Raw genomic sequence first — 21,889 nt, forward strand, 5'->3', positions numbered from 1 at the left:
TCCACGCTTCTTCCTGAGCGATCGTGATGGGGGTCATCTGCCGATGGACGCCGGTCGGCACTGCTACTCGAGCGCGCCGATCATGGCCTCGGCCATGGGGCCGCTGGAGGCCGGGTTCTGGCCGGTGAAGAGGTTCCGGTCCTGCACGTTGTACGCCTCGTACGCCGGTCCCCCGGAGTGCTTCGCACCCTTCTGACGCAGCGTGCTGGCCAGCAGCCACGGAGCGCCTTCCGCAGTGCCGAAGCTCTGCTCCTCCTCGTCGGTGAAGGCCGTCATCTCCCTACCTGCGAACAGCCACTCGCCGTTCTCGTCCACTGCGGACAGAAGACCGGCCGGGCCGTGGCAGACCGCCCCGATGATCTTCCCGGCCGCGTCCGCCTCGGTGAGCAGGCGGCCGAGGTCGCGGTCCTGGTAGAGGTCGACGACTGGACCGTGCCCGCCCGGGATGACCACGGCGACGTAGTCGTTGATGTCGATCTCGTCCAGCTTGAGCAGCGGACCGAACTCACTCAGGGCCCGCGCGGCGTGCTCCACGTAGCGCGCACAGTCCGGGCCGGCGATCTCCGGGTCGGCGCTGTGGGCGTCGAGCGGCTGCAGAACGCCGCCAGGGGAAGCGAAGTCGACCGCGAAGCCGGCCTGCACGAACTTCTCGTGGGGCGCAGCGAGCTCTTCGGCCCAGTACCCGGTCGGGTATTCCGAGCCGTCGTTGCGTTCCCAGATGCCGGCGGCGGACATGACGATCAGGATCTTGCGCACGATTGTTTCCTTTCTGCTACCGACGGCGAGTTCTCAGGCGTCGGCGAAGTCAGTGGCGTCGGCGGTCTGCGCGGTGGCCTCGAGGTTCGCGCGCAGGGCATCGACCTTGGCGGTGGCGTAGGCGTGGGCGTCCGAGCCGAGCAGCTGGCGCAGCGGGCCCTCGCCGCGGACCACCTGGCGGATGATCGCCTCCGCGCCCTTGACCGGGTTGCCCAGCTGGTTGCCCTGGAGCTTCAGGTGGTTCTCGGTCATCTCACGCAGACCCGGGTACGCGTCCGTCGTCGAGGCGGGCAGCGCGAGCGAGTCGGTGGTGAGGAAATCGGTGCGGAAGTAGCCGGGCTCGACGATGGTGACCTCGACGTCGAAGTCGGCCATCTCCTGGGCCAGCGCTTCGGTGAGACCCTCGAGCGCGAACTTGCCCGCGCAGTAGAGGCCCCAGCCCGCAACCGCGGTCAGCCCGAGAACCGACGACACGTTGACCACATGACCGCTCTTCTGCTCGCGAAGAAGCGGCAACGTGGCACGCAACACGTTCCACACCCCGGCGACCTGGACGTCGAGCATGTCGCGAACCTCGCGGGCACTCGTCTCCTCCACCGCGGCCAGGTAGCCGTAGCCGGCGTTGTTGACGACCACGTCGAGGCCGCCGAATCGCTCCGTGGCCTGGCGGACGGCCTGCCGGACCTGCTCGTCATCACGCAGGTCGACGGTCAGCGGCAGCAGCCGCGAAGTGTCGACGCCCTCACCGAGGGCTGCCAGCAGCCGCTGCGTGGAACGGGTCGTCGCAGCGACCTGGTCGCCACGCCGAAGCAGCTGCGTGACCAACTCCAGGCCCAGACCGCGGGAAGTACCGGTCACGAACCAGGTCGCGGGTCGGTCCGTCGGAAAACTCATGGTCGTCCTCTGCTCATGATTTCGGGGATGCGCCGCCGGGCTGTTCCCGTGGTGGCGTGCTTCAAGACTGACCCGCCGCAAGCCCCTTCGGAGGCCTATCCCGCGCCCTGTGGGGGCGCGGTCCGGGGAACCTAGGACTCGCAGGTCCACCCAGGACCGCGGAGGCTCAGGGACACTCGAACCCGTGAGCAGAACCAACCAGGAACTCGCCGATTTCCTGCGGCGAGCACGCAGCCAGGTCGATCCCGCCCGCGCCGGGCTGCCCCCTGACGGACGCGTCCGCCGCGTACCCGGCCTCCGCCGTGAAGAAGTCGCTCGCCTCGCCGGCGTGTCCACCGACTACTACGCCCGCCTCGAACAAGGCCGCCGCATCACTCCCTCCGCCGCCGTCGTCGAAGCCGTCGGCCGCGCTCTCGGCCTCGACGCCGCCGGACGCGCCCACCTCAACGACCTCATCGGCCTGCCCTCGACACCCACCCGCCGAAGCCACGACGTCCAACGCGTCCGCCCCGGCCTCTACCAGCTCCTCGACGCCCTCGACGGCGAACCCGCCCTCGTCCTCGGCCGCCGCACCGACGTCCTCGCCGCCAACCGCATGGCCAAGGCCCTCTTCGCCGACTTCGACCAGTTCGCCGCCACCCACCGCAACTACGCCCGCTGGATGTTCCTCGACGACGACGCCCGAGCCCTCTTCCTCGACTGGTCCGACCAAGCCCGCGCCGCCGTCGAGAGCCTCCGGTTCGAAGTCGGCCGCAACCCCGACGACCGCGCCACCACCGACCTCGTCACCGAACTGCGCGAGCGCAGCCGCGAATTCGACCAGTGGTGGGCCCAACACCGCGTCCACCAACGCACCCACGGCTCCAAGCGCCTGCGGCACAACCTCGTCGGAGACCTCACCGTCGAATACGAAACCCTCACCCTGCCCGGCGACCCCGAGACCACCCTGTTCATCTACACCACCGAACCGGGCTCACCCTCACGACGAGCTCTCGACCTCCTCGCCAGCTGGACCGCGACCGTGCCCACCCTCGAGCCGAACCCCGGCATCGCCGAGCGGTGACGCGGCTGCCGCGTCAGCCGTGCGAGATCGGAGATCCGCGCAAGCTGCGGTACTGCAGGGCCCACCACACCTCGAACATGGTCTCCGTCTCCTGGAGATCCGCTTCGGTCAGCGCGGCGAACCGGTCCAACCGGTAGCGCAGTGTGTTGACGTGGACGGACAAGGCGGCGGCGGCCTCGGGGATCGACCGCCGCCGGGACAAGTAGGTTTCGACGGTGGCGAGCAGTGCCTCGCCGATGGCACTCTCCACCTCCACCGGTTCGATGTAACGGGCGTGGAGGTGCTTCCCCAGCTCGGGTTCGTTCGCCACGGCCAGCCGCAGCGCCATGCGCCAGCGGTCGACGATCCCGCGGTGGCCGAACCTGGTGGCCACCTCGAGCAGTTGCGTGGCCTCGGCGAATCCGGCACGCAACCGCGCCAGCTCGATCGGGCCGGCCAGGCCGGCCGTGACGTCGTCGCCCAGCCCGCCGGTGACGGGACGGGACAGCACTGCTGCGGCATCGCCGCCGTAGGCGCCGACCAGAACCGTGTCCTGCGGCCCGGCCGCGCGTTCCAGCACGCGAGTGAGCGGGAACGGGTCGGTGTTCGCGGATCGTGCCCGCAGGATCCAGTAGCGCTGGTCGGTGGCGAGCCCGTACCCGACCCCCGCCGCGACCATCTGGTCGGTGGTCATCGTGCCCTCCAGCACACGGGCGAGCAGAGTCGTCCGCTGCTGCGTCTCGCGGCGGGTGACGTCGAACTCGGCTTCCCGGTGACCTGCGAGGAACTCGTTGCTGTAGTGATCGCCGAGTTGCCAGATCCGCTGCGTGCCCAGCAGCACGGCATCGGCCGGGGTCCCCTCGGCCCGGGCGATCCGGAGAAACTCGTCGCGCAGCAACGCGACACCACTCCGATAGGCGGTCAGCACGTCGACGACGGGGATGCCCTGCAACGCCCGCCGCCGCCCCGTCTCCCGTTCATCCTCCGCCGGCCCGGCCGTCAGGTTCTCCTCACCGCCGAGGGCGGCGACCACGCGGACGACGTTGCGATGCGCGGACGGCCGGACCTCCGACGGCCCAACCACGCGATACGAGGCGATCGCGCCGGTCACCCCCAACTGCGCGGCCACCAGCTCCTCAGCATTCAGCAGCAGCTTTCCGGCCACCAGAGCGAGCTGGGCCTCGAGCGGCTCGGGCATCCTCCACCCCTTCCTCTTGGCCGTTGCCCCGTCAGAGCTGAGTGGTGCCACCGTCCACGACGAGTTCGGCGCCGGTGGTGTAGGTGGCGTCGAACGCGAGGAACAGCATGGCCTTGACGACCTCGGCCGGGGTGCCCAGGCGTTGCATGGGAGTGGTGGCGATGAACTGCGCCACCGCCTGATCGACCATCTCCGGAGGCAGGGCCCTTTCCAGGGCACCGGAGTCGATGGCGCCCGGACTGACCGCGTTGACGCGGATCTTCCGCGGGAGCAGTTCCCGGGCCAGGCTGCGGGTCATCGACCGCAGGGCCGCCTTGCCGGCCGCGTACGTGCTGAACATCGGCAGGCCCAGCGAGTTGGCGATCGTCGTGGTGAGCACGATGCCGCTGCCGTCCGCCATGAGCGGGGCGAGTTTCTGGATCGTGAAGTAGGGGCCTTTGGCGTTGACCATCAGGTTCTGGTCGTACATCTCCTCGGTGATCGTCTCGAAGGGACCGTAGCCGTTGTTGCCGCCTGCGTTGCCGATCAGGACGTCGACCGTGCCGAACTCGGTCTTCACGCGGTCGGCCAGCGCCTCGATGTCGGAGAGCGACGTGGCGTCACTGCGGACTGCCACAGCGTTCTCGCCGAGCTGCTCGGCGGCCGCGTCCAGTGTTTCCTTGGTGCGCCCGGTGATCAGCACTCGCGCCCCTTCGTCCACAAGCGACTGCGCGGCGGCCAGTCCGATCCCGCTGCTGCCGCCCGTGATCACGACCTTCTTGCTTTCGTACCTGCCCATGCCGGACATCTCCTGGTTCTGGAAGCGAAGTGCTGGTTTCTCGTTGCAGAGCCGGACGTTCACCGTTCCGGCGGTTCCACCGACAGGGCGTGCCGGAAGATGCCACGCGGGTCCCAGCGGGCCTTGACCTGCTGGAGCGCTTGTTGCCACGTCGAACGCTATGGGATCAGCGACGCAAGATCGTCACCGCGCAGTGGACAATTCCGTGTAGCTCGCACGGGGGACAAAGCTTTCGTCCGGCCGCGCCGGCAAGGCGATTTCGTACCTGCCCATGCCGGACATCTCCTGGTTCTGGAAGCGAAGTGCTGGTTTCTCGTTGCAGAGCCGGACGTTCACCGTTCCGGCGGTTCCACCGACAGGGCGTGCCGGAAGATGCCACGCGGGTCCCAGCGGGCCTTGACCTGCTGAAGCCGGGGGTAGTTGTCCTTGTAGTAGAGCGTGCGTGCCGGCACGCCGGAGGTGTTCCACGCCGGGTCGGCCAGGTCGGTGTCGGGGTAGTTGATGTAGGAGCCGTCGTTGACGTCGTTGGGCACCGGCACGCCACCGGTGTCGGCGTACACGTCGCGGTAGAAGCTGCGGATCCAGGAGAGGTTGGCCGCGTCGTCGGCCTCGTTGGCCCACACCGTCTGGTAGATCGCCTTCATCACCGTGTCGCGTTGGGCCACGGCGGTGGCCGCCGGCGACACCGTGTTCACTTGGCCGCCATAGCCGAGGAGATACATGCCGGACTCCTCACCGCCGGTGGAGTTCGTCAGGTTGCGGTAGACCGCGGCGAGTTGCCTGTCGGTCAGCGACCGGCGCAGGTACCCGGCTTTGAGCTTGTACCGGCGGGTGGCGCCGTCGCCCAGTTCACCCGTGCCCGGCCAGGTCGTCTTGTGCAGCCACGGCAACGTCCGCCGCCGGTCGACGATCGGCTGGACGCTGGTGCCGGCGGTCAGCGCGGCCACGAAATCGGTCACGACGCCGTCCGCGCCGGGCAGGTCCGCGTCGATCTGCGCGACCACGGAGAAGAACCCGGCGTTGCGGTGCTGCGCCAGGAAGAGACCGAACAGACCGGCGGACCGCGAGCCGGGCGCACTGTTGTGCTCGTGCCAGACGCCGAAGTTGCGCATGAGCGTGGTGAACGCCTGCTCGGTCATACCTTCCCAGGGCCAGACGAGCACGCACTCCAGCATCCGCTCTGGCGAGGCCGGCAACAGCCGGGACGGATCGCCGGTGGCACCGGGCGAGCGCAGCCAGTACCGGGTGACCACCCCGAAGTTGCCTCCACCTCCACCGGTGTGCGCCCACCACAGGTCGCGGTGCGGGTCGTTCGTCTCACGGGTGGCGGTCACCGCGCGAGCGGTGCCGTCCCGGTCGACCACCACGACCTCCACGCCGTACAGGTGGTCCACCACTGAGCCGTACCGGCGCGACAAGGTCCCGTACCCGCCACCCACGATGTGCCCGCCGGCGCCCACCGCCGGGCAACCACCGCCGGGAATCGTGACACCCCAGCCCTTGTACAGCGCCCGGTACACCTGCCCGAGCGTGGCTCCCGGCTGCACCGCGAACGCGCGCTTGTCAGCGTCGTAGCCGACCTCGTCCATGGACGAGAGGTCGAGCAGCACCCGCACCGCCGGGTCGGTCGTGAAGTTCTCGAAGCAGTGGCCGCCGCTGCGCACCGCGACCCGTCGCCCGGCCCGCACCGCTTCGGTCACCGCACGCACCACCTGGTCGGTCGAGCCGACCACGCGAATCTCGTCCGGCCGTCCCACGTGCCTGAAGTTGTTGCCGCGCAACAGACCTTCGTACCGCGGATCGCCCGGCCGGATCTTCACCGGCCCGAACGCCGGCGGCTCGGTGGCCGCCCGCACGGACACTCCGGCTGTCAACGTGGCGCCTGCCGCGGCACCCGCACTGGCGAGCAGCACACGACGACTGATCTGGTTGCGTTCCGATCGACTCATCCGCGATCCCTTCCGGTTCACTGGGCACGCAAACCGTCTCAGCGCGGGCATCGGGCACACATCGACCGAATCGAAGGCCAGCGGCTGAAACCCGGTCCACCGGACAACCAGGCCGCATCCTCCGATCGGATGACCACGGTGAGCTCAGACGGCCCTGGCGTGCTCGATGAGGAGGTCGGCGAAGGCGCCCGGCTGGTCGATCGGGGTGATGTGCCCGCAGTCCTCGAGCAGGTGCTGGTCGAGGCAGCCGGTGATCGGCTCCAGCTGGCGGGCGGTCGCCGCGCCGATCACGCCACCGCCGATGGCGAGGGTCGGCGTCGTCAGGCGCTGGTCCTGCGCCCAGCTTCCGATCCATTCCGCGGTGGCCGGCATCGCGCGGTAGTGGTCGAAGGCGTTGCCGAGACTCGTCTTGGCCCGATAGGCCTCGACGATCACCCGTGTGAGGTCTTCCGGCACACCTCGGCGACTGCCGGCGGAGAGGAAGAAGCGGATGTAGCGCTCCGCCGAGTTCTCCAGGACGTCCTCGGCCAGACCACCGGGCGCCTGGTGGAGGCCGAACCACCACGGCGGCCCCTGCCGCAGGAAGGCCTCGGCGCCGGGAAGAAGTCCGATCAGCCCTTCGGACAGGGTCAGGCTGGTGACGCGCTCGGGCGACGATGCCGCCAGCGCGAAGGCCGGCGTGACACCCAGATCGGTGCCGACGACGTGTGCCGCGCTGTCACCGAGGACGTCCAACATCCGGAGCAGGTCCGTGGCGATCGCGGATGCCTGGTAGCCGCGGACGGCAGGTGTGCTGTCGCCCAGCCCGTGCAGGTCCGGCGCGATGGCCCTGAAGCCTGCCGCCGCCAGCCGGGGTGCGACATCGCGCCAGATCGCGCGGGTGTGCGGGAAGCCGTGCAGCAGCAGCACGGCCGGCCCCTGCCCGAGAGTCTCCACGACGAGGTCGACGCCGTAGATCGGTACCCGGTGCACGGTCGCGCCCGGAAGGTGAGGAGACAGAGTCATCTGGTGCACAGGAGCCCTTCTTGGTTACGCTTGGGAACGTGGTAACCGTAGGAAACCGCTCGTGAACGGGGAAGAAGGCACTTTCCCGGCACCAGGTGACGTCGTGGTAACCGCCTCGCGGAAAGGGGACCTGTTCGATCCTCTGTGCCCGACGAGGCAGCTGCTCGACCGCGTGGGGTCGCGGTGGTCGACCCTGGCGGTGCTGTCGCTTGCCGCCGCCGAGGGCGAGCTGCGGTTCACCGAACTGAAACGCGAGATGACCGGTGTGTCGCAGAAGATGCTGGCGCAGACCCTCAGGACACTGGAACGAGACGGGCTCGTCGGTCGTCGTGTCGAGGCGAGCAAGCCTCCGCGGGTGTACTACCGCCTGACCAGCCTGGGCACCACGCTCGTCGCGCCGCTGCGGAGCCTGCGAACCTGGGCTGAGCAGTACATGCCCCTGGTCCAGCACAACTGCGACACGTTCGACGCCGCCGACGACTCTACGGTGCCGCCACCGCCAGCGCGGTGATCACGTGGACGACAGCGGCGATGGCCGGCGCGACGGTCATGCGGGCCTCGCGCCGATGAGCGCCTATGGCGGCGTCCCCGGCCTGGACGACCGCGGCGGTGATCAGCACCAGTGCGCTGACCGGTCCGGCTGCGACGAACGGCACCACGCAGACGAGAAGTCCCAGCGGCACCCCCCTGGCCGAGTACATCCACGCGTAGAAGCGCTCGCCCGTGGTCGGTGTCGTCTCGTGACTCAGGGACGACGGCCGGACTGCCGCCACGATCGCGAACCCGGTGGACAGCAGGGAGACGATGCCGTTGAGCACGGCCAACAAGATCATTCCCGCACTCATGTGGCCTCCTCGTCAGTCCCGCGGCATCAGGTAACCGCGGGTGAACGCGGCGGCCACGGCGGCTGCCCGGTCGTTGACGCCCAGCTTCGCGTACACGTGCAGCAGGTGCGTCTTGACCGTCGTCTCGCTGATGTAGAGCCGCTTCGCCGCCTCGCGGTTCGTCGAGCCCTGGGCGATCAGCTCCAGCACCTCCAGCTCGCGCTGGGACAGCGGTGCCGGGGCTGGTTTGCGCACCTGTCCCAAGAGCCTCGTCGCGACGGCGGGAGAGAGCACCGACTGCCCGCGTGCCGCAGCCTCCACCGCGCGGACGAGCTCCGCCCTCGGCGTCTCCTTGAGCAGGTATCCCGTTGCGCCGGCTTCGACGGCGGGCAGCACGTGGCTGTCCGTGTCGTACGTGGTGAGCACCAGCACCCGTGACGGCACTCCGCGCTTCGCCAGCTCCCTGATGGCGGCGACCCCGTCGGTCCCGGGCATCCGCAGGTCCATGAGGATCACGTCGGGGCTGAGGCGCTCCGCGACCGCGACCGCCTCCGCACCGTCACCGGCCTCGCCGACCACCTCGAAGCGCGGATCGGAGCCGAACATGCCGCGCAATCCGTCCCGCACCACCGGGTGGTCGTCGACGATCAGCAGTGAGATCAACGTTCGCTCCCAGCGGGGATCGCAGGCACCGTCACCGTGATCGCGGTGCCCCCGCCCGGCTCGGACTCGACGTCCAGCCTCCCCGCGAGGAGCTGCACCCGCTGCCGCATGCCGGCGAGCCCGAACCCCCCGTCCGCGGAGCTGTTGGCGCGCACGGCGTCGGGCAGGAAACCCACGCCGTCGTCCAGGACGTCCAGTGTCACCAGGTCCTCCATGTACGACAGGGTCAGAGCGACCCGACCGGCTCGTGCGTGCTTGGCGACGTTGGCGAGTGCCTCCTGCGCGGTCCGCAGCAGCGCCACCTCGACGTCGGTGTGCATCGGCCGGGCGTCACCGGTCGTGGTCAGCACCGCCTCGACGTGGTTCACCTTCGACCAGCGCCTGGCCACGTCACCGATCGCGTCCGGGAGGCGAGCCTGCGCCAGGGCGGACGGTCCCACGGCGTGCACCGTCCGGCGGGCCTCGGTGAGACTCTCGCGGGCCAGGTCCATCGCGTTCGCCACGTGCCGGCGCGACGCCGCCGGTTCGTACGACGCCTGCTCGGCGGCCTGGAGCTGGGTGAGGATGCCGGCCAGCCCCTGAGCAAGAGTGTCGTGGATCTCCCGTGCCATCCGCTGCCGCTCTTCGAGCACGCCGGCCTCGCGGGCCTGCACCAGCAGTTGAGCGTGCAGGCCGGCGTTCTCCGCCAATGCGGTCTCCAGCTCGACGTTGGCCTTGTGCAACTCGACCAGCGCCCGTTTCTGCCGGTGGTTGCGCCGGTCTGACATCACGTCGGCGTAGAAGGCCGCCGTGGCCATCACCGTGGTGAGCGCGCTGACGGCGGGCCACTTCCACCACCCGTCGGCCGTGATGCCGTCGGCCCCTCCCACGTAGGAGACCGCCGAGACCGCGGACGTGGCGGCCACGCCGACGTACCGCCACCGGCCCTTCAGGTACTGGAAGGCGTGCACGTAGCCGACGAAGGCGAAGAAGCCGAACCAGGGCGTGAGCAGCACCAGGCAGGCGGTCAACGCCATGAGCCCCGTGTAGTACAGGCCCATCAGCACGCCGTTGCCGTGCAACTCCGGATGGAACGTGTGGAACCACAGCACCCACGCGGCGAGCAGAGTGGAGAGCACGAGCACCCACGGAAGGTGCACCTCCGCGTTCCAGAGCGGCTGCAGCAGAGTCAACACGACGCTGACCGCCAGCAACGGGTACGGAAGCGCTTTCAGGACCGCTGTCTCCTTGCGCTCCCAGCGGTCGAACTCCTCGCGCAACTCGGCCTCGACGCCCACGACCTGCTCCTAGCAGAAGTCCCTCCTGGACGGGAAACCGTCGAGGATCGCCCACCCCGGCGTCACAGCGGCTGAGGCCGGTGACCGGCCGTGGCGCCCTGCCATGATCGCACGCCCTCGGCCGGCGGGGTCAACAGCTGGTACTCGCACCCGTCAGGTACCAGCCGCTCGGCTGTTGACGTGTGCAGTCGGCTCGATGATGGCCGTGTTCTGAAGCCTGCCGCCCGCAGGAGCGAGCCGGATCGACCACGCGGGCGGGAATTGCCCCGGACGCGGTGGACTCCCTTCATCCTCCGATCGAAGGATGGAGGACCGGGCAGCGACGTGCTCGCAGTCCGGTTCGCCGACCCGTACTTGCGGCCGAACGGCCCCACTGGTTGATCAAATAGCCGCGGTGGAGCACGACATCGGACAAAGCTCGGCGTGAAGTAGTTGACGAGGTCCTGTCGATGCCGTCGGCGCGGGTGCCTAGCGTGTCACCATCGCCCCCGGTTGATCGAGAAGGAGTCACCGTGACGAACCAGCCACGGCTGAAGGCCTGGCGTTTCCTCGCCTTCGGTGTGGTCGTGGGGCTGCGGGCACTGGGTCTGCTGGTCAGGATGGCGCTGCCGCACCAGCCCCGCGTCCTGGAGGCCGTCGGTCAGCTCGCCGCGAACGAACGCGACCGCGTCGGCCGATACCTGGCGACCCCGGTCCCGCTACCGTCCACAGAGGACAGTGCCACGACCGTTCGTCGGGACGTCCGGTGGCTCACGCTGCAGGCCACCGCCGGAATCCTGGCGGGGCTGCTGCCGGTGGGGTCGGTGACCGGCATCGCGCAGAACGTGCTCATCGCCGCGTTCTGGCCGTTCCTCCCCGGGGTCACCTCCACGTTCGGCATGCCGGTGCGGTCGTGGAGCGACGCGGCCCTCACGCTGGCCACGGCCGCCGCGTACGGGCTGATGGGCGTCCTCGTGGTACCGCACGTGGCCCGGTGGTACGCGAAGGTCAGCGCCGCCCGGCTGGCGCCGCCGGTGCAGTCGCTCGCCGAACGCCTCGCCGAGGTCACCGCGACACGGGCGGCCGCGTTGGAGGCGCACGGCATCGAGCTTCAGCGCATCGAACGCAGCCTGCACGACGGCACCCAGAACCGTCTTGTCGCGGTGGTGATGCAGCTGGGACTGGTGGAACGAGCCCTCATGCGCGATCCCGCCGCGGCGTTGCCCTCGGTGCTCACCGCCCAGAACGCGGCCACCGACGCGCTCGCCGAACTGCGCCAGGTGGTGCGCAGCATCTATCCGGCGGTGCTGGCCGAACGGGGCCTTTCGGAGGCGGTGGCCTCGCTGGCGGCGCAGTGCGCGATCCCGTGCACACTCGACGAACATCCCCTGCCACGGGCACCTGCGGCGGTGGAAGCGGCGGCTTACTTCGTCGTGGCCGAGGCGTTGACCAACGCCGTCAAGCACAGCGGAGCCGACCGGATCGCCGTGAGCCTGCGCGCCGAGGACGGCGCACTCGTCGTGGAGGTCACCGACAACGGCCACGGCGGCGCCGATGACGGGCAGGGCACCGGCCTGCGCGGAATCCACCACCGGATCGCCGCGTTCGACGGCACGACCAAGATCGACAGCCCTTTGGGTGGCCCCACCGTCGTGCGGGTGGCGATTCCCACGGGACCATGAGGCGTACGCATTGTGATCGCTGAGGACGACGTCCTGCTGCGGGAAGGCCTCACCCACCCACTCCCCCGCGGTCGAGGCCGCGTGAAGTGGCCAGGGGGAACTCCTGTCGATCGCCTGGTGGCCGTTCGTTCGAACGAGCGTATTCGGTGGGTGTCTGGCCGTAGTGCTTCTTGAAGGCCCGGATGAAGTAACTGCTGTCGGCGAACTGCCAGCGGGCGGCGAGTCCAGAGAGGCCTGGTGGTCCAGCCGGGGCGAAGGCGAGCCGGGCCTCGCAGCGACGGACGGCCCTCCGCCGAAGCTCACCGTCCTGCCCGCCCAAGCGACCGCGAGGCCGCTCGCCGCGAACTTCACCCGAGCGCTCGAGGAGATCAGCAGGTGACCTTGACGGTCGCGTTCGCCTGGAACGACACGTGCACGTGGTCCATGTGGTTGGCCGTGGGGCTGCCCCGGTCCTCCATCGGCTTCCAGCCGCTGCCGTCGTTGTAGCGCTGGCGCCAGATCACGTAGGTGACGCCGAACGCCTTGCGGTTGGCCAGCACGTAGTCGGCCAGGGAGTTGCCGGTGGCCGTGTCGACCATGAAGTCCAGCGCCAGACCGAGGGGGTGCTCGCCGGAGCCGGCCCGGCCCGTGGCACCGCCGATGTCCTCGACACCGAACTTGCCGCCGACGTGGTGGCCGACCTGTGCCACGTGCGGCTTGACGCCGTCCAGGGTGGTCGGACAGGGCGGCGGGGGCGGTGGAGGAGGCGGCGGCGGTGGCGTGGTGGTCTCTGGCGGTGTGGTGGTCACCGGAGGCGGCGTGGTCGTCGGAGCTTCCGAGGACGGCGGCGCGGTGGTCGATGACGTGACAGCGCTGACGGAAGACGACGGGGCGGCCAGCAGGGCGGCGGCTCCGGTCGGGTCGACCGGCTGGTCGGAACCCCGGACGACCCAGAAGGTCGCGGCGAGGCCTGCGGTGAGAGTGGCGGCGACTGCGATGGGCAGCTTGCGGTTGGGGGTCTGCGGGGTTCTATGTCGGCCCGGCATTCAGGAGCACCTTGCGTCGGGGACGGGGGCATGGTCACACGGCGGGCCATATTACGAAATGAACACGGCAACGTCACAGGCGAGTGTTCCTGCTCACATCCCTTTGGGCGATCGGGCCGATACAAAGGGTGACAGCCCCGGTGTCCGCCAAGGTCAACGGGGTTCGGCGAGCTCCTGAACGCCGATCACTCCGAGCAGTTCGAGCTGCGCCACCGCCGGACTTCCCGGTGGTGGCGTGAAGAACTGCAGCCGCTGGCGCCCGTCCTCGCTGAACAGGTTCTGGCAGTGCACCTCCACGACCCCCAGCTCCGGATGCACGATCCGCTTGCGCTCGCCGCGCCGCACCGCCACGTCACCGGTGTCCCACAGCGCCGCGAACTCCTCGCTGACTTCGCGCAGCCGTCTGATCATCGCGGTGGACGACTCGTCGTGCCCGCGCCTCGCCACCGCCGCGCGCAGGTCCGACACGAGCACCTTCGAGTGGTGCGGGTGGTCCTCGGCCGGGTAGACGGCGCGGGTGGCCGGGTCCTCGAACCACTGCAGCAGAAAGCTCCCTGGGCTCGCCGGTCCGAGCAGCGCGGTGGCGAGGCGGTTCTGCGTCACGGTCTCGTGCAGGTCGGTGATGATCCGCGCCGGGGCCGTGCCGAGCCGGTCGAGCAACGCGAGCATGGCCGGTGGGACGTGCGCGGCGACGGTGTGCGAGTACCGGCCGGCGAGCCGGAACAGGTGCTCCCGCTCGTCGGCGTCGAGGCGCAGTGCTCTGGCCAGCGCGGCGAGCATCTGCCCGGACGGCTGGGCGCCCCGGCCGCGTTCCAGCTCGATGTAGTAGTCGACGGAGGCGCCGGCCAGCTGCGCGACCTCGTCCCTGCGCAGTCCCGGCACCCGCCGCCGCGGGCCTGCGACCAGTCCGGCCTCCGCGGGCGTGATGCGGGCACGGCGCGACTGCAGGAACAGACCGAGTTCGGCGAGGTTCACCCCGACAGTCTCACCGAGCCGCGCCGTCGCGAGCGAGGGGTCGACAACCCCTGGTTGCCCCGTGCCGCTCCGGTCAGGGTTGAGATCACCAACCACTGAAGGAGCAGCAATGCCGTTCGCCAACCTGAAGGTCCCCGCGGGAACGCTCACCGCGGAGCAGAAGGAGGTTCTCGTCGGGAAGGTCACGGACCTCTACGCCGAGACGTTCGGGGATGCCGTGCGCGACAACACGATGGTTCTCGTCGACGAGGTGATCGACGGCGGCTGGGGAATCCGCGGCGAGGTCCTCACCCTCGCCAAGATCACCGGGCGGTCCTAGGCGCCCACGCACACGAACCCGTTCGGCCGGTCGAGCTCCTCCTGCGCCTCGGCCAGCGCCCGCGCGGGAGACCGGCCGTCCCGCAACCGGCGGTGCACGGCGACCATCAGGTCCTTCGTCTCGGCGTCCGGCACCGGCACGACCGGGGCGATCAGCCGGGACGCGCCGCGTTCGAGGAACGTGGCGGCCAGGCCGAGGAGCTCGGTGCCCGCCACGACGACCGAGCGGCCGACGTCGCAGGCGGCCATGACCACGGTTTCCGGCACCTGGTCGAGGCGCTGGACGTCGTGGACGACCAGCGGGCCGTCGTGCAGGGACAGCGCCGAGAACAGCGGGTTGCCGGGGTTGAGCCTGCCGTGGGCCGCGAGGTGCACGGTGCCGGCCGTGGCGAGGGCTTTCAGCACGTCGTCGACCGTCGCGTGAGGAGGGCAGGTCGTGTCGTGGATGTCCGCGACGGCCTGCGCCTCCTCCTCCGCACCCGGCAGGCCTGGGCCGCTCGCCACCGCGAAGGTGCTCGCGCGGGCGGGGCGGCGCGCGGCGGTGTGCCAGAGCGTTGCCGACGGGGAGACGACCACCGGTTTTCCCTTGCAGGACGGGAGGATCGACCACGGGAGGGAGTGCAGGGCACCGGTCGGCACGACCACTAGCGGGCGGTCGTGCCGCGGCAGGAGCAGCTCGTCGAGCTTCTCCGCCGTCGTGCTCAGCATCTTCCGCAGCTCCGGGCGTGGCCGCCTGGCCAGGTGGCGCAGGGCGAACGGGACGCGGTCGAGCAGGTCGTTCAGCTCGCGGACCGTGCCCGCCGTGCGCAGGGTCATCCGGCCGTCCGCGAGGGTCAACGCCAGCACGGCGCCGTCCGCCTCGACGAACTGCACGAGCACCCGGTCGCCGAGGTCCAGCTCGGACGGACGGACAGGATCGGCCGGGGCTTCCCCGGACGCGCGCAGGAGGCGGCTGCGGTTCTTGATCCGGCGTTCCAGCTCTACCTGGCGGTGTTCGAGTTTCGACGTCGGCGCGCCCGAGGTCCGCGCGCTCTCCAGTTCGAACGCCGTGGCGCGCAGCTGGGGCAGCAGCGACGCGAGCTCGGGATCGTCGGGCGGGCGGACGGCCTGGTGGAGCAGGCTGCTCGCCCGGCCGCGTTCGGACCATTCGAAGACGTCCGCCGGTTTTCCGCTGGTCAGGGCCAGGCGCAGGCCCAACGAGGCCAGATCGGCGCGGTGCAGCGCGGCGTGGGCGCGGAGGTCTCCGGCGCCGAGAGCGGCGTGGTTCTCGTCGAGGACGCGCAGGCCGTGCCTGGCCGCGGCGGCGGCTTTCCGGGGGTCGTCACGACATCAAGGAGTTCACCGGCTACGCGTCGTGGGTTGGCACGTCCGGTGCCGCCGCCGTCGTCGGAGGTGCGGTCGCCGCGAGGATCGCGCCGGGCACGACGGCCGAGCAGGCGCTGACCAAGCTGTACGAGGGAAGTGTCGTCCAGCCGTACGTGTGGCCACGGCACAAGTCCGGCTGACGGCGCATACTCGGCCGATGGAGCCCACCGACCGGCTGGCCGCACTGCGAGCAGCCGTGCTCGACGGGCCTGGTGTCACCGCTTCGTCGCTGCGCCAGGCCGCGGCGTCGGGTGCCGCGCCAAGGCCGTGGACGGAGTACGTCAGGGCTGTGCGGGACGCGTCCTACCTCGTGTCCGAAGAGGACATCGCGGCGCTGAAGGCCGATGGTCTCGGCGAGGAGGAGATCTTCGAGGTCACCGTCGCCGCCGCGGTGGGCGCTGCCCTGGCGCGGCTCGACGCCGGACTCCGGGTGGCGGGGCCGTCATGAGGCTCGACGTGCTGGAGCACGGGCACGGCAGGGCCGCGCGGTGGTTCCAGAAGGCTGTGGTCACGTTCATGGGTCACGAGGTGGACGACGTCGTGAAGACGGCGTTGCACCGGCCCGCGTTCTTCGGCAGGCCGTTCTTCGAGTACGGGCAGGAGGTGCTGCGCGGGCCGTCGTTCTGGTCGGTGGCCGAACGCGAGCACCTCGCCGCGATCTCCTCCGAGCTCAACGAGTGCCCGTTCTGCGTGCGGGTGCACACCGAGACCGCGCGGCTCGCGGGACACCGGGACGTGCGGCCCGAACTGGCGGCGGTGATCACGTTCATCACGCGGCTGAACCGCGCCGGTGTCACGCAGGAGGACGCGGAGGCCGTGCGCGCGGCCGGTGTGCCCTCGTCGGCACTCGTGGAAGCGTTGCACGTCAACGCGGTCTTCAACGTCGTCAACCGGCTGGGCAACGCGTTCGGCTGGAGCTGGGACTCCGACGAGCACGTGCGTGCCGCGGCACGAGTGATCCAGCGGACCCGCTACCGGTTGCCCGCACTCGTGCTGAAATGACGCCCTGCCACCGTTTGATCACGGTGTGCGCCCGTTGGGCTGAACGAGTAGGGCCGAAAGGCACGTCAATGTAACGGCCGATCGGCGTAGCGTTCCGCCATCTTGCGTCGACCACGCACGCCCCGGAGGAACGCGATGAAGCGGTCCGCGACAGTCCTGTCCGCATTTGTACTCGTCCTGGGCGGCGTGGCGGTGTCACCCGCGCTCGCCGCCCCTGCCGACGACCCCCTCGACGTCTACGTGGCGCAGGTGACCCCTGCGCAGGCCGGTGCCCTGTCCAGACAAGGCTTCGACGTGGCCGGCACCAGAACCACCGGCGACAAGGTGGAGCTCGAGCTGGTGTTGTCCCAGGGCCAGCAGAAGGAGCTGGCCGGGCGCGGTGTCGACGCGCAGCTCAAGAAGACCAAGGACGGCAAGACGACCAGGCAGCTCGCCGCCGAACAGGCCGCGGGCGGGTTCACCGTGTGGCGGTCCTACGACGAACCCGGCGGTATCCGCGACCAGCTGTACTCGTTGGCGCGCAACAACCAGAACCTCGTCAAGCTCGAGGTGCTCGGCAAGACCGGACAGGGACGCGAGATCATCGCGGTCAAGGTCACCCAGGGCGCCAACGGCATCAAGGACGGTGTCCGTCCCGCGGTGCTCTACTCGTCGACGCAGCACGCACGTGAGTGGATCAGCACCGAGGTGAACCGCAGGCTGCTCAACCACTACGTGAACCGCTTCAAGGCGGGCGACAACGAGATCAAGAACCTGCTCAAGTCCACCGAGCTGTGGTTCGTGCTGGTCGCCAACCCCGACGGCTACCAGTACACGTTCGACGCGGAACGGTTGTGGCGCAAGAACCTGCGTGACAACGACGGCAACGGCCAGATCACCGTCGGCGACGGCGTCGACCCGAACCGCAACTTCGACGAGCACTTCAACTACGACAACGAGGGCTCGTCGTCCGCGACCGCCAGCGAGACCTACCGCGGCACGAGCGCGGCGTCCGAGCCCGAGACCAAGGCCATGCAGGGGCTGCTGGACCGGATCAAGCCGAAGTTCCAGTCCAACTGGCACTCCGCCGGCCAGTGGATCCTCTACCCGCAGGGCTGGCAGACCGGATCGCCGGAAGCCGACAACCCGATCTACGTGGCGCTGGCGGGCACCGACGCCACGCCCGCGATCGCCGGGTTCGACCCCGGCATCAGCTCCGACGAGCTCTACGTGACCAACGGCGAGACCACCGACTACGCCGACAGCCGCAACGGCACCGTGGCGTTCACCCCGGAGCTCAGCGAGGGCTGCGACGGCTGCGGTTTCGTCTTCCCGGACGACGAGACGCTCGTCGAGGCCGAGTTCCAGAAGACGCTGCCGTTCTCGCTGTCGCTCGCGAAGTCCGCGCCCGATCCGGCGAACCCGAAGTCGGCGGTGGGCATCACCACCAAGCCGTTCTACCTCGACCAGGCCGAACTGGACCAGGAGAACACACCACTGTCCATGTTGGACTTCACGTTCGACAAGTCGTACGGCGACCCGCAGGAAGTCCGCGTGCTGGCCAAGAAGTCGCTCGGTGCCGTCACGGCCAAGTGGCAGATCGGCAGTGGACCGGTGCAGAGCGCACCGACGAGCGTGTGGACCGGCGGCGAGCGGTACAGCGCAGGCAACTCGAACTACTACCACGTCGTGCGCGGCACGGTGACCGGCACGAACCCAGGTGACCAGGTCAAGGTGTGGTTCGAGGGCGGCGGGCAGACGAGCGGCTCGTTCACTTACACCGCGGTCTCCGAGTCCGGTGCCGACGTGCTCGTCATGGCCGCAGAGGACTACACCGGCGCCTCACCCGCCCAGGGTGTGACCGCACCGCAGTACCTCTCGTACTACACCGACGCGCTCAACGCCAACGGCGTCGCGCACGACGTGTACGACGTGGATGCCAACGGCCGCAAGGCACCCGACGCGCTCGGCGTGCTGAGCCACTACAAGGCCGTCATCTGGTACACCGGCGATGACGTCGTCACTCGTGAGCCGGGGTGGGGACCTGGCAACGCGTCCAGCCTGGCGCAGACCGAGCTGTTCGAGATCCGCGACTACCTCAACGAGGGCGGCAAGGTGCTCTACACCGGGCAGAACGCCGGGCACCAGTACGCGGGAGGGTTCGGCAACCAGGTCTACGACCCGTTCGAGAACAAGCAGTGCTCCACGCTGCCCGACGCGGCGCTGCGGTGCCGTCCGCTCGACGGATCCGGCGACGGCGTCAACGACGTCCTCACCTACTGGTTCGGCGCGGCGATCGTGAACAGCGGCGCCGGGCAGGATCCGGACACCGGCGACACGTTCCCGGTCAGCGGCGTCGCGAACCCGCTCACCGGCGTGTCCTTGAACCTCAACGGTGCCGACAGCGCGGACAACCAGGGCAACACGGCGTCATTCATCACGACGAGCGGCCTGCTGCCGGTGAACGAGTACCCGCAGTTCGCGAGCGACGTCGCCGCGGCCTGGGATCGCCCCGGCGGCCCGTTCAAGCCGCACACCGGCGACAGTTACGTGTACTCCCAGATCAGCGACGTGTCGTACAAGCGGCTGACGCGGACGATCACCGTGCCGGCGGGCGGCGCCCAGATGTCGTTCTGGACGTCGTTCGACACCGAAGCCGACTGGGACCACGTGTTCGTCGAAGCCCGCACGGCCGGTGGCACGAACTGGACGACCCTGCCCGACACCAACGGGCACACCACGACCGCGACCGGGTTGAGCTGTCCGGAGGGCTGGCGCGACCTGCACCCGCAGCTCGACCACTACCAGACGATCAACCCCGACGGCACGTGCTCGCCGACCGGTTCGACGGGTACCTGGAACGCGGCGTCCGGCTCGTCACACGGCTGGCAGCAGTGGAACGTCGACCTGACCGCCTACGCGGGCACCCAGGTCGAGGTCTCCATCGCCTACGCGAGCGACTGGGCCACGCAGGGCCTCGGCGTGTTCGTCGACGACATCGAGGTCACGACCGGTGAGGGCACGACGTCGTTCGAGTCCGGTTTGGACGGTTGGACCATCGCCGGCCCGCCGCCGGGCAGCGGGGTGAACAGCAACAACTTCATCCGCACGACCGCCGCGGGGTTCCCGGAGGGTGCGGTGGTGAAGACCGCCGACACGCTGTACTTCGGGTTCGGTTTCGAGGGCATCTCCAGCGCCGCGGCACGCAACACGGTGATGGACAGGTCGATCGACTACCTGCTCGGCAACTGATCAGCACCCTCCACGCGGGCGGCGCGGTGTCCACACCGCGCCGCCCGCACGCGAAATGCCCTGAACAGGCCTAACATGGAGTCATGGGCACGAAGACCCTGGAACTGACCGACGAGGAGCTCGTCCTCCTCCGGCACGCGCTGCGCCACTACCTCTCGGACTTCGGCCACGAGGAGGCCGACATCCTGCGGAAGACCCGCGCGTTGCTCGCCAAACTGCCCGAGCCGGCCACCTCCAGGTAGGCGGCGGGGCCACCGACCTCGACGGGCGCCGTCGAGCGGTTCTGCCTTGCCTGCACCAGGCACCAGCCGAGGAACGCGAGGGCGAGCCACACGTAGGAGTTGCCGATCAGGTGCTGCCACCACGTCCACGTCAGTTCGCGGTCGCCGGCCGTCGGCAGCAGCCAGTGCGGCCCGACCGCGAACACCGCCACGACGGCGATGCGGACCCGGCCGTGCAGCAGCACCAGAGCGGGCGCGATCCACACCCAGTGGTGTGACCACGACACCGGGGAGATCAGCAGTCCGGCGGCAGCGACGGCGACCAACGCCGTGAGGTCGTCGCGCAGGCGTGGCACCACGAACACGGTGATCACGAGCACGGCCACTGCGAGAAGCAACCACACCACCTCAGGGGCGCCGAGCCGGAACAGCAGGCCGCGCAACGACTGGTTCGCGCTGTAGGCGAGCCCGCCGACGCGTTGCGGATCGAGCACCGCGGCGAACCAGAACTGCCGCGACTGCCCCGGCGCGAGCGCCCAGCCGATCGCGCCGCACGCCGCGAACGCCGCCACGGCGGTCAGCGCGGGCCGCCATCGCCCGCGGCACAGGAAGAACAGCACGAAGATCGCCGGAGTCAGCTTGATCGCGGCGGCGATCCCGACGAGCGTTCCGCGCGGCCACGGGGTGCGCGGCAGCAGGCAGTCGGCCGCCACGAGGCCGAGCAGGATCATGTTGACCTGCCCGAGGTCGAGACCGCCGCGCGCCGGTTCGAGCAGCAGGCACAGCGCCACCAGTCCGAAGCCCGCCCCTGCCGTCCGGCCGGCGAAGGTGAAGAGCGCGAGGCCCGCCGCGGTGAACAGCGCTGCTACGACCGGCAACGGTAGCGGCGTGAGCGCGCTGAACAGCATCGCCGCGACCGGCGGGTAGGTGAACGGCAGTCCGTTGGGGCCGCTGAAGTCCGCGGTGTAGAGGTTCGTGCCGGACCACCACGCCTCGCCGCCCGCCAGGTAGACGCGCAGGTCGAGCAGACCGGAACCGGAACTGCGCACCAGGACCCAGATGAGCAGGCCGGCGGCCACGACGGCCCAGACCCGGCGGGACGTGGACGTCATCGCGCCACCCGTTCCCGCACTGCCAGCAGCCCTGCCGCGAGTACGGCCGCAACCACGGCTCCCGCGCTGTTGTTGAAGAAGTCCTGCGTCTCGCACAACCCGCGACCGGTGAGCGGCTGCACGATCTCGATCAGCGCGCTCAACGCGACCGCCGACGCCGCCACCGCGAGAGGCCTGCGCGTGGCCAGCACCGCGCAGAGCACGAACGGGACGAACAGCAGCGCGTTCAACAGCTCTGCCGACCCGTGCAGCGAGAAACCGTTGAGGTGGCAGAACTCCCGGCCGGGTGCCAGCGCCCAGTCCGGCAGGGTGCGCGAGAACGTCACGCCCAGCACGACCCCCAGCGAGATCCCCGCCAGCACCGCGGGAACCGGCCGCCACCAGAACCTGCGTGCCGCGAGCCACCCGCCCCACGCCAGCGCACCGGCCCCGGCCACCATCCCGCCCGCCAGGAGCGGGTCCGACACCACGTGACCGATCGTCTCGACCGCCCACCACAGCTGATCCAGCACCGCCTGAAACCTTTCGTCCACAACGAGATCCGATGTGGAAGAGCCTGCTGATCACAGGGGTGTGGACGGATCGGCCCGAAG

At 69.8% G+C, this 21,889-nt stretch carries 22 protein-coding genes and 1 pseudogene; 7 read left to right on the forward strand and 16 right to left on the reverse strand.

The annotated features are described in order from the left end of the window. Window positions 1–63: 63 nt before the first annotated feature. The gene (locus ACFOWZ_RS15300; protein WP_382372859.1) at window positions 64–756 is read right to left on the reverse strand and encodes a type 1 glutamine amidotransferase domain-containing protein; all 693 of its coding nucleotides are present in this window, start codon (window positions 754–756) and stop codon (window positions 64–66) included. A gap of 33 nt (window positions 757–789) precedes the next feature. Beyond that, window positions 790–1,650, reverse strand: a complete 861-nt coding sequence (locus tag ACFOWZ_RS15305) for an SDR family NAD(P)-dependent oxidoreductase (protein WP_382372861.1) — start codon at window positions 1,648–1,650, stop codon at window positions 790–792. A gap of 184 nt (window positions 1,651–1,834) precedes the next feature. On the opposite strand from ACFOWZ_RS15305, the gene ACFOWZ_RS15310 reads away from it, so the two are divergent. Beyond that, window positions 1,835–2,713 (forward strand): helix-turn-helix transcriptional regulator, encoded by an 879-nt coding sequence (locus ACFOWZ_RS15310; protein WP_382372863.1) that lies wholly within the window; start codon window positions 1,835–1,837, stop codon window positions 2,711–2,713. A gap of 13 nt (window positions 2,714–2,726) precedes the next feature. Here the strand turns inward: ACFOWZ_RS15310 and ACFOWZ_RS15315 are convergent, their stop codons facing one another. From ACFOWZ_RS15315 to ACFOWZ_RS15335, 5 genes and pseudogenes are all read right to left on the reverse strand, one after another. Further along, a complete protein-coding gene (locus ACFOWZ_RS15315; protein WP_382372865.1) occupies window positions 2,727–3,890 on the reverse strand; it encodes a PucR family transcriptional regulator in 1,164 nt (387 codons plus the stop codon). 31 nt (window positions 3,891–3,921) lie between these two features. Further along, complete coding sequence (locus ACFOWZ_RS15320; RefSeq protein ID WP_382372867.1) at window positions 3,922–4,668, reverse strand: glucose 1-dehydrogenase; 747 nt, start codon at window positions 4,666–4,668, stop codon at window positions 3,922–3,924. A 59-nt stretch (window positions 4,669–4,727) separates the two neighbouring features. Further along, window positions 4,728–4,802, reverse strand: a pseudogene (locus ACFOWZ_RS15325) (BBE domain-containing protein); the annotation flags it as partial. 198 nt (window positions 4,803–5,000) lie between these two features. After that, window positions 5,001–6,617 carry an FAD-dependent oxidoreductase gene (locus tag ACFOWZ_RS15330; protein WP_382372869.1) on the reverse strand — a complete coding sequence of 539 codons (1,617 nt, stop codon included), beginning with the start codon at window positions 6,615–6,617 and terminating at the stop codon, window positions 5,001–5,003. Window positions 6,618–6,761: 144 nt separating this feature from the next. Further along, on the reverse strand, window positions 6,762–7,622 hold the full coding sequence (locus ACFOWZ_RS15335) for an alpha/beta fold hydrolase (protein ID WP_382372871.1): 861 nt from the start codon (window positions 7,620–7,622) through the stop codon (window positions 6,762–6,764). Between the two features lie 61 nt (window positions 7,623–7,683). Here ACFOWZ_RS15335 and ACFOWZ_RS15340 point away from each other — a divergent pair, with 61 nt between their 5' ends. Continuing rightward, entirely contained in the window at window positions 7,684–8,133 is a 450-nt protein-coding gene (locus ACFOWZ_RS15340; protein WP_382372873.1) for a winged helix-turn-helix transcriptional regulator, read from the forward strand. Here the strand turns inward: ACFOWZ_RS15340 and ACFOWZ_RS15345 are convergent. The 3 genes from ACFOWZ_RS15345 to ACFOWZ_RS15355 are packed head-to-tail and all read right to left on the reverse strand — an operon-like array spanning window position 8,105 to window position 10,386. Further along, entirely contained in the window at window positions 8,105–8,467 is a 363-nt protein-coding gene (locus ACFOWZ_RS15345) for a hypothetical protein (RefSeq protein ID WP_382372875.1), read from the reverse strand. The genes ACFOWZ_RS15340 and ACFOWZ_RS15345 overlap by 29 nt on opposite strands. Window positions 8,468–8,479: 12 nt before the next feature. Continuing rightward, on the reverse strand, window positions 8,480–9,109 hold the full coding sequence (locus ACFOWZ_RS15350; protein WP_382372877.1) for a response regulator: 630 nt from the start codon (window positions 9,107–9,109) through the stop codon (window positions 8,480–8,482). Then, complete coding sequence (locus ACFOWZ_RS15355; RefSeq protein ID WP_382372879.1) at window positions 9,106–10,386, reverse strand: sensor histidine kinase; 1,281 nt, start codon at window positions 10,384–10,386, stop codon at window positions 9,106–9,108. The genes ACFOWZ_RS15350 and ACFOWZ_RS15355 overlap by 4 nt, the downstream gene beginning before the upstream one ends. Before the next feature lie 512 nt (window positions 10,387–10,898). Between ACFOWZ_RS15355 and ACFOWZ_RS15360 the strand changes: the two genes are divergently transcribed. Beyond that, window positions 10,899–12,047, forward strand: a complete 1,149-nt coding sequence (locus ACFOWZ_RS15360; RefSeq protein ID WP_382372881.1) for a sensor histidine kinase — start codon at window positions 10,899–10,901, stop codon at window positions 12,045–12,047. Between the two features lie 49 nt (window positions 12,048–12,096). On the opposite strand, the gene ACFOWZ_RS15365 is transcribed toward ACFOWZ_RS15360, so the two are convergent. The 3 genes from ACFOWZ_RS15365 to ACFOWZ_RS15375 form a co-directional block, all read right to left on the reverse strand. Next, the gene (locus ACFOWZ_RS15365) at window positions 12,097–12,366 is read right to left on the reverse strand and encodes a helix-turn-helix domain-containing protein (protein ID WP_382372883.1); all 270 of its coding nucleotides are present in this window, start codon (window positions 12,364–12,366) and stop codon (window positions 12,097–12,099) included. 49 nt (window positions 12,367–12,415) lie between these two features. Next, window positions 12,416–13,072 carry a hypothetical protein gene (locus tag ACFOWZ_RS15370; RefSeq protein WP_382372885.1) on the reverse strand — a complete coding sequence of 219 codons (657 nt, stop codon included), beginning with the start codon at window positions 13,070–13,072 and terminating at the stop codon, window positions 12,416–12,418. 153 nt (window positions 13,073–13,225) lie between these two features. Then, a complete protein-coding gene (locus tag ACFOWZ_RS15375) occupies window positions 13,226–14,047 on the reverse strand; it encodes an MmyB family transcriptional regulator (RefSeq protein ID WP_382372887.1) in 822 nt (273 codons plus the stop codon). Between the two features lie 109 nt (window positions 14,048–14,156). Here ACFOWZ_RS15375 and ACFOWZ_RS15380 point away from each other — a divergent pair, with 109 nt between their 5' ends. After that, a complete protein-coding gene (locus tag ACFOWZ_RS15380; protein ID WP_382372889.1) occupies window positions 14,157–14,366 on the forward strand; it encodes a tautomerase family protein in 210 nt (69 codons plus the stop codon). On the opposite strand, the gene ACFOWZ_RS15385 is transcribed toward ACFOWZ_RS15380, so the two are convergent. Next, entirely contained in the window at window positions 14,363–15,562 is a 1,200-nt protein-coding gene (locus ACFOWZ_RS15385) for a CHAT domain-containing protein (protein WP_382372890.1), read from the reverse strand. The two genes, ACFOWZ_RS15380 and ACFOWZ_RS15385, sit on opposite strands and share 4 nt — an antisense overlap. 325 nt (window positions 15,563–15,887) lie before the next feature. On the opposite strand from ACFOWZ_RS15385, the gene ACFOWZ_RS15390 reads away from it, so the two are divergent. The 3 genes from ACFOWZ_RS15390 (at window position 15,888) to ACFOWZ_RS15400 (ending at window position 19,963) form a co-directional block, all read left to right on the forward strand. Continuing rightward, a complete protein-coding gene (locus ACFOWZ_RS15390) occupies window positions 15,888–16,178 on the forward strand; it encodes a hypothetical protein (protein WP_382372892.1) in 291 nt (96 codons plus the stop codon). Beyond that, entirely contained in the window at window positions 16,175–16,732 is a 558-nt protein-coding gene (locus ACFOWZ_RS15395) for a carboxymuconolactone decarboxylase family protein (RefSeq protein ID WP_382372894.1), read from the forward strand. The genes ACFOWZ_RS15390 and ACFOWZ_RS15395 overlap by 4 nt, the downstream gene beginning before the upstream one ends. A 135-nt stretch (window positions 16,733–16,867) precedes the next feature. Then, window positions 16,868–19,963 carry a M14 family metallopeptidase gene (locus ACFOWZ_RS15400; RefSeq protein WP_382372896.1) on the forward strand — a complete coding sequence of 1,032 codons (3,096 nt, stop codon included), beginning with the start codon at window positions 16,868–16,870 and terminating at the stop codon, window positions 19,961–19,963. A 148-nt stretch (window positions 19,964–20,111) separates the two neighbouring features. On the opposite strand, the gene ACFOWZ_RS15405 is transcribed toward ACFOWZ_RS15400, so the two are convergent. Beyond that, window positions 20,112–21,296 (reverse strand): glycosyltransferase 87 family protein, encoded by a 1,185-nt coding sequence (locus tag ACFOWZ_RS15405; protein WP_382372898.1) that lies wholly within the window; start codon window positions 21,294–21,296, stop codon window positions 20,112–20,114. After that, window positions 21,293–21,808, reverse strand: coding sequence for a VanZ family protein (locus ACFOWZ_RS15410; protein ID WP_382372900.1), 516 nt, complete (start codon window positions 21,806–21,808; stop codon window positions 21,293–21,295). Before ACFOWZ_RS15410 ends, ACFOWZ_RS15405 begins: the two co-directional genes overlap by 4 nt. Window positions 21,809–21,889: the final 81 nt, after the last annotated feature.

It is taken from the genome of Lentzea rhizosphaerae (assembly GCF_042649515.1).
Taxonomy (GTDB): Bacteria; Actinomycetota; Actinomycetes; order Mycobacteriales; family Pseudonocardiaceae; genus Lentzea; species Lentzea aerocolonigenes.

Bases quoted from the DNA above. Each gene is read 5' to 3' on its own strand.
- ACFOWZ_RS15305 (WP_382372861.1), bottom strand. From the start codon at position 1,650: ATGAGTTTTCCGACGGACCGACCCGCGACCTGGTTCGTGACCGGTACT.
- ACFOWZ_RS15315 (WP_382372865.1), bottom strand. From the start codon at position 3,890: ATGCCCGAGCCGCTCGAGGCCCAGCTCGCTCTGGTGGCCGGAAAGCTG.
- ACFOWZ_RS15320 (WP_382372867.1), bottom strand. From the start codon at position 4,668: ATGGGCAGGTACGAAAGCAAGAAGGTCGTGATCACGGGCGGCAGCAGC.
- ACFOWZ_RS15330 (WP_382372869.1), bottom strand. From the start codon at position 6,617: ATGAGTCGATCGGAACGCAACCAGATCAGTCGTCGTGTGCTGCTCGCC.
- ACFOWZ_RS15335 (WP_382372871.1), bottom strand. From the start codon at position 7,622: ATGACTCTGTCTCCTCACCTTCCGGGCGCGACCGTGCACCGGGTACCG.
- ACFOWZ_RS15345 (WP_382372875.1), bottom strand. From the start codon at position 8,467: ATGAGTGCGGGAATGATCTTGTTGGCCGTGCTCAACGGCATCGTCTCC.
- ACFOWZ_RS15370 (WP_382372885.1), bottom strand. From the start codon at position 13,072: ATGCCGGGCCGACATAGAACCCCGCAGACCCCCAACCGCAAGCTGCCC.
- ACFOWZ_RS15380 (WP_382372889.1), top strand. From the start codon at position 14,157: ATGCCGTTCGCCAACCTGAAGGTCCCCGCGGGAACGCTCACCGCGGAG.
- ACFOWZ_RS15390 (WP_382372892.1), top strand. From the start codon at position 15,888: ATGGAGCCCACCGACCGGCTGGCCGCACTGCGAGCAGCCGTGCTCGAC.
- ACFOWZ_RS15395 (WP_382372894.1), top strand. From the start codon at position 16,175: ATGAGGCTCGACGTGCTGGAGCACGGGCACGGCAGGGCCGCGCGGTGG.
- ACFOWZ_RS15400 (WP_382372896.1), top strand. From the start codon at position 16,868: ATGAAGCGGTCCGCGACAGTCCTGTCCGCATTTGTACTCGTCCTGGGC.
- ACFOWZ_RS15405 (WP_382372898.1), bottom strand. From the start codon at position 21,296: ATGACGTCCACGTCCCGCCGGGTCTGGGCCGTCGTGGCCGCCGGCCTG.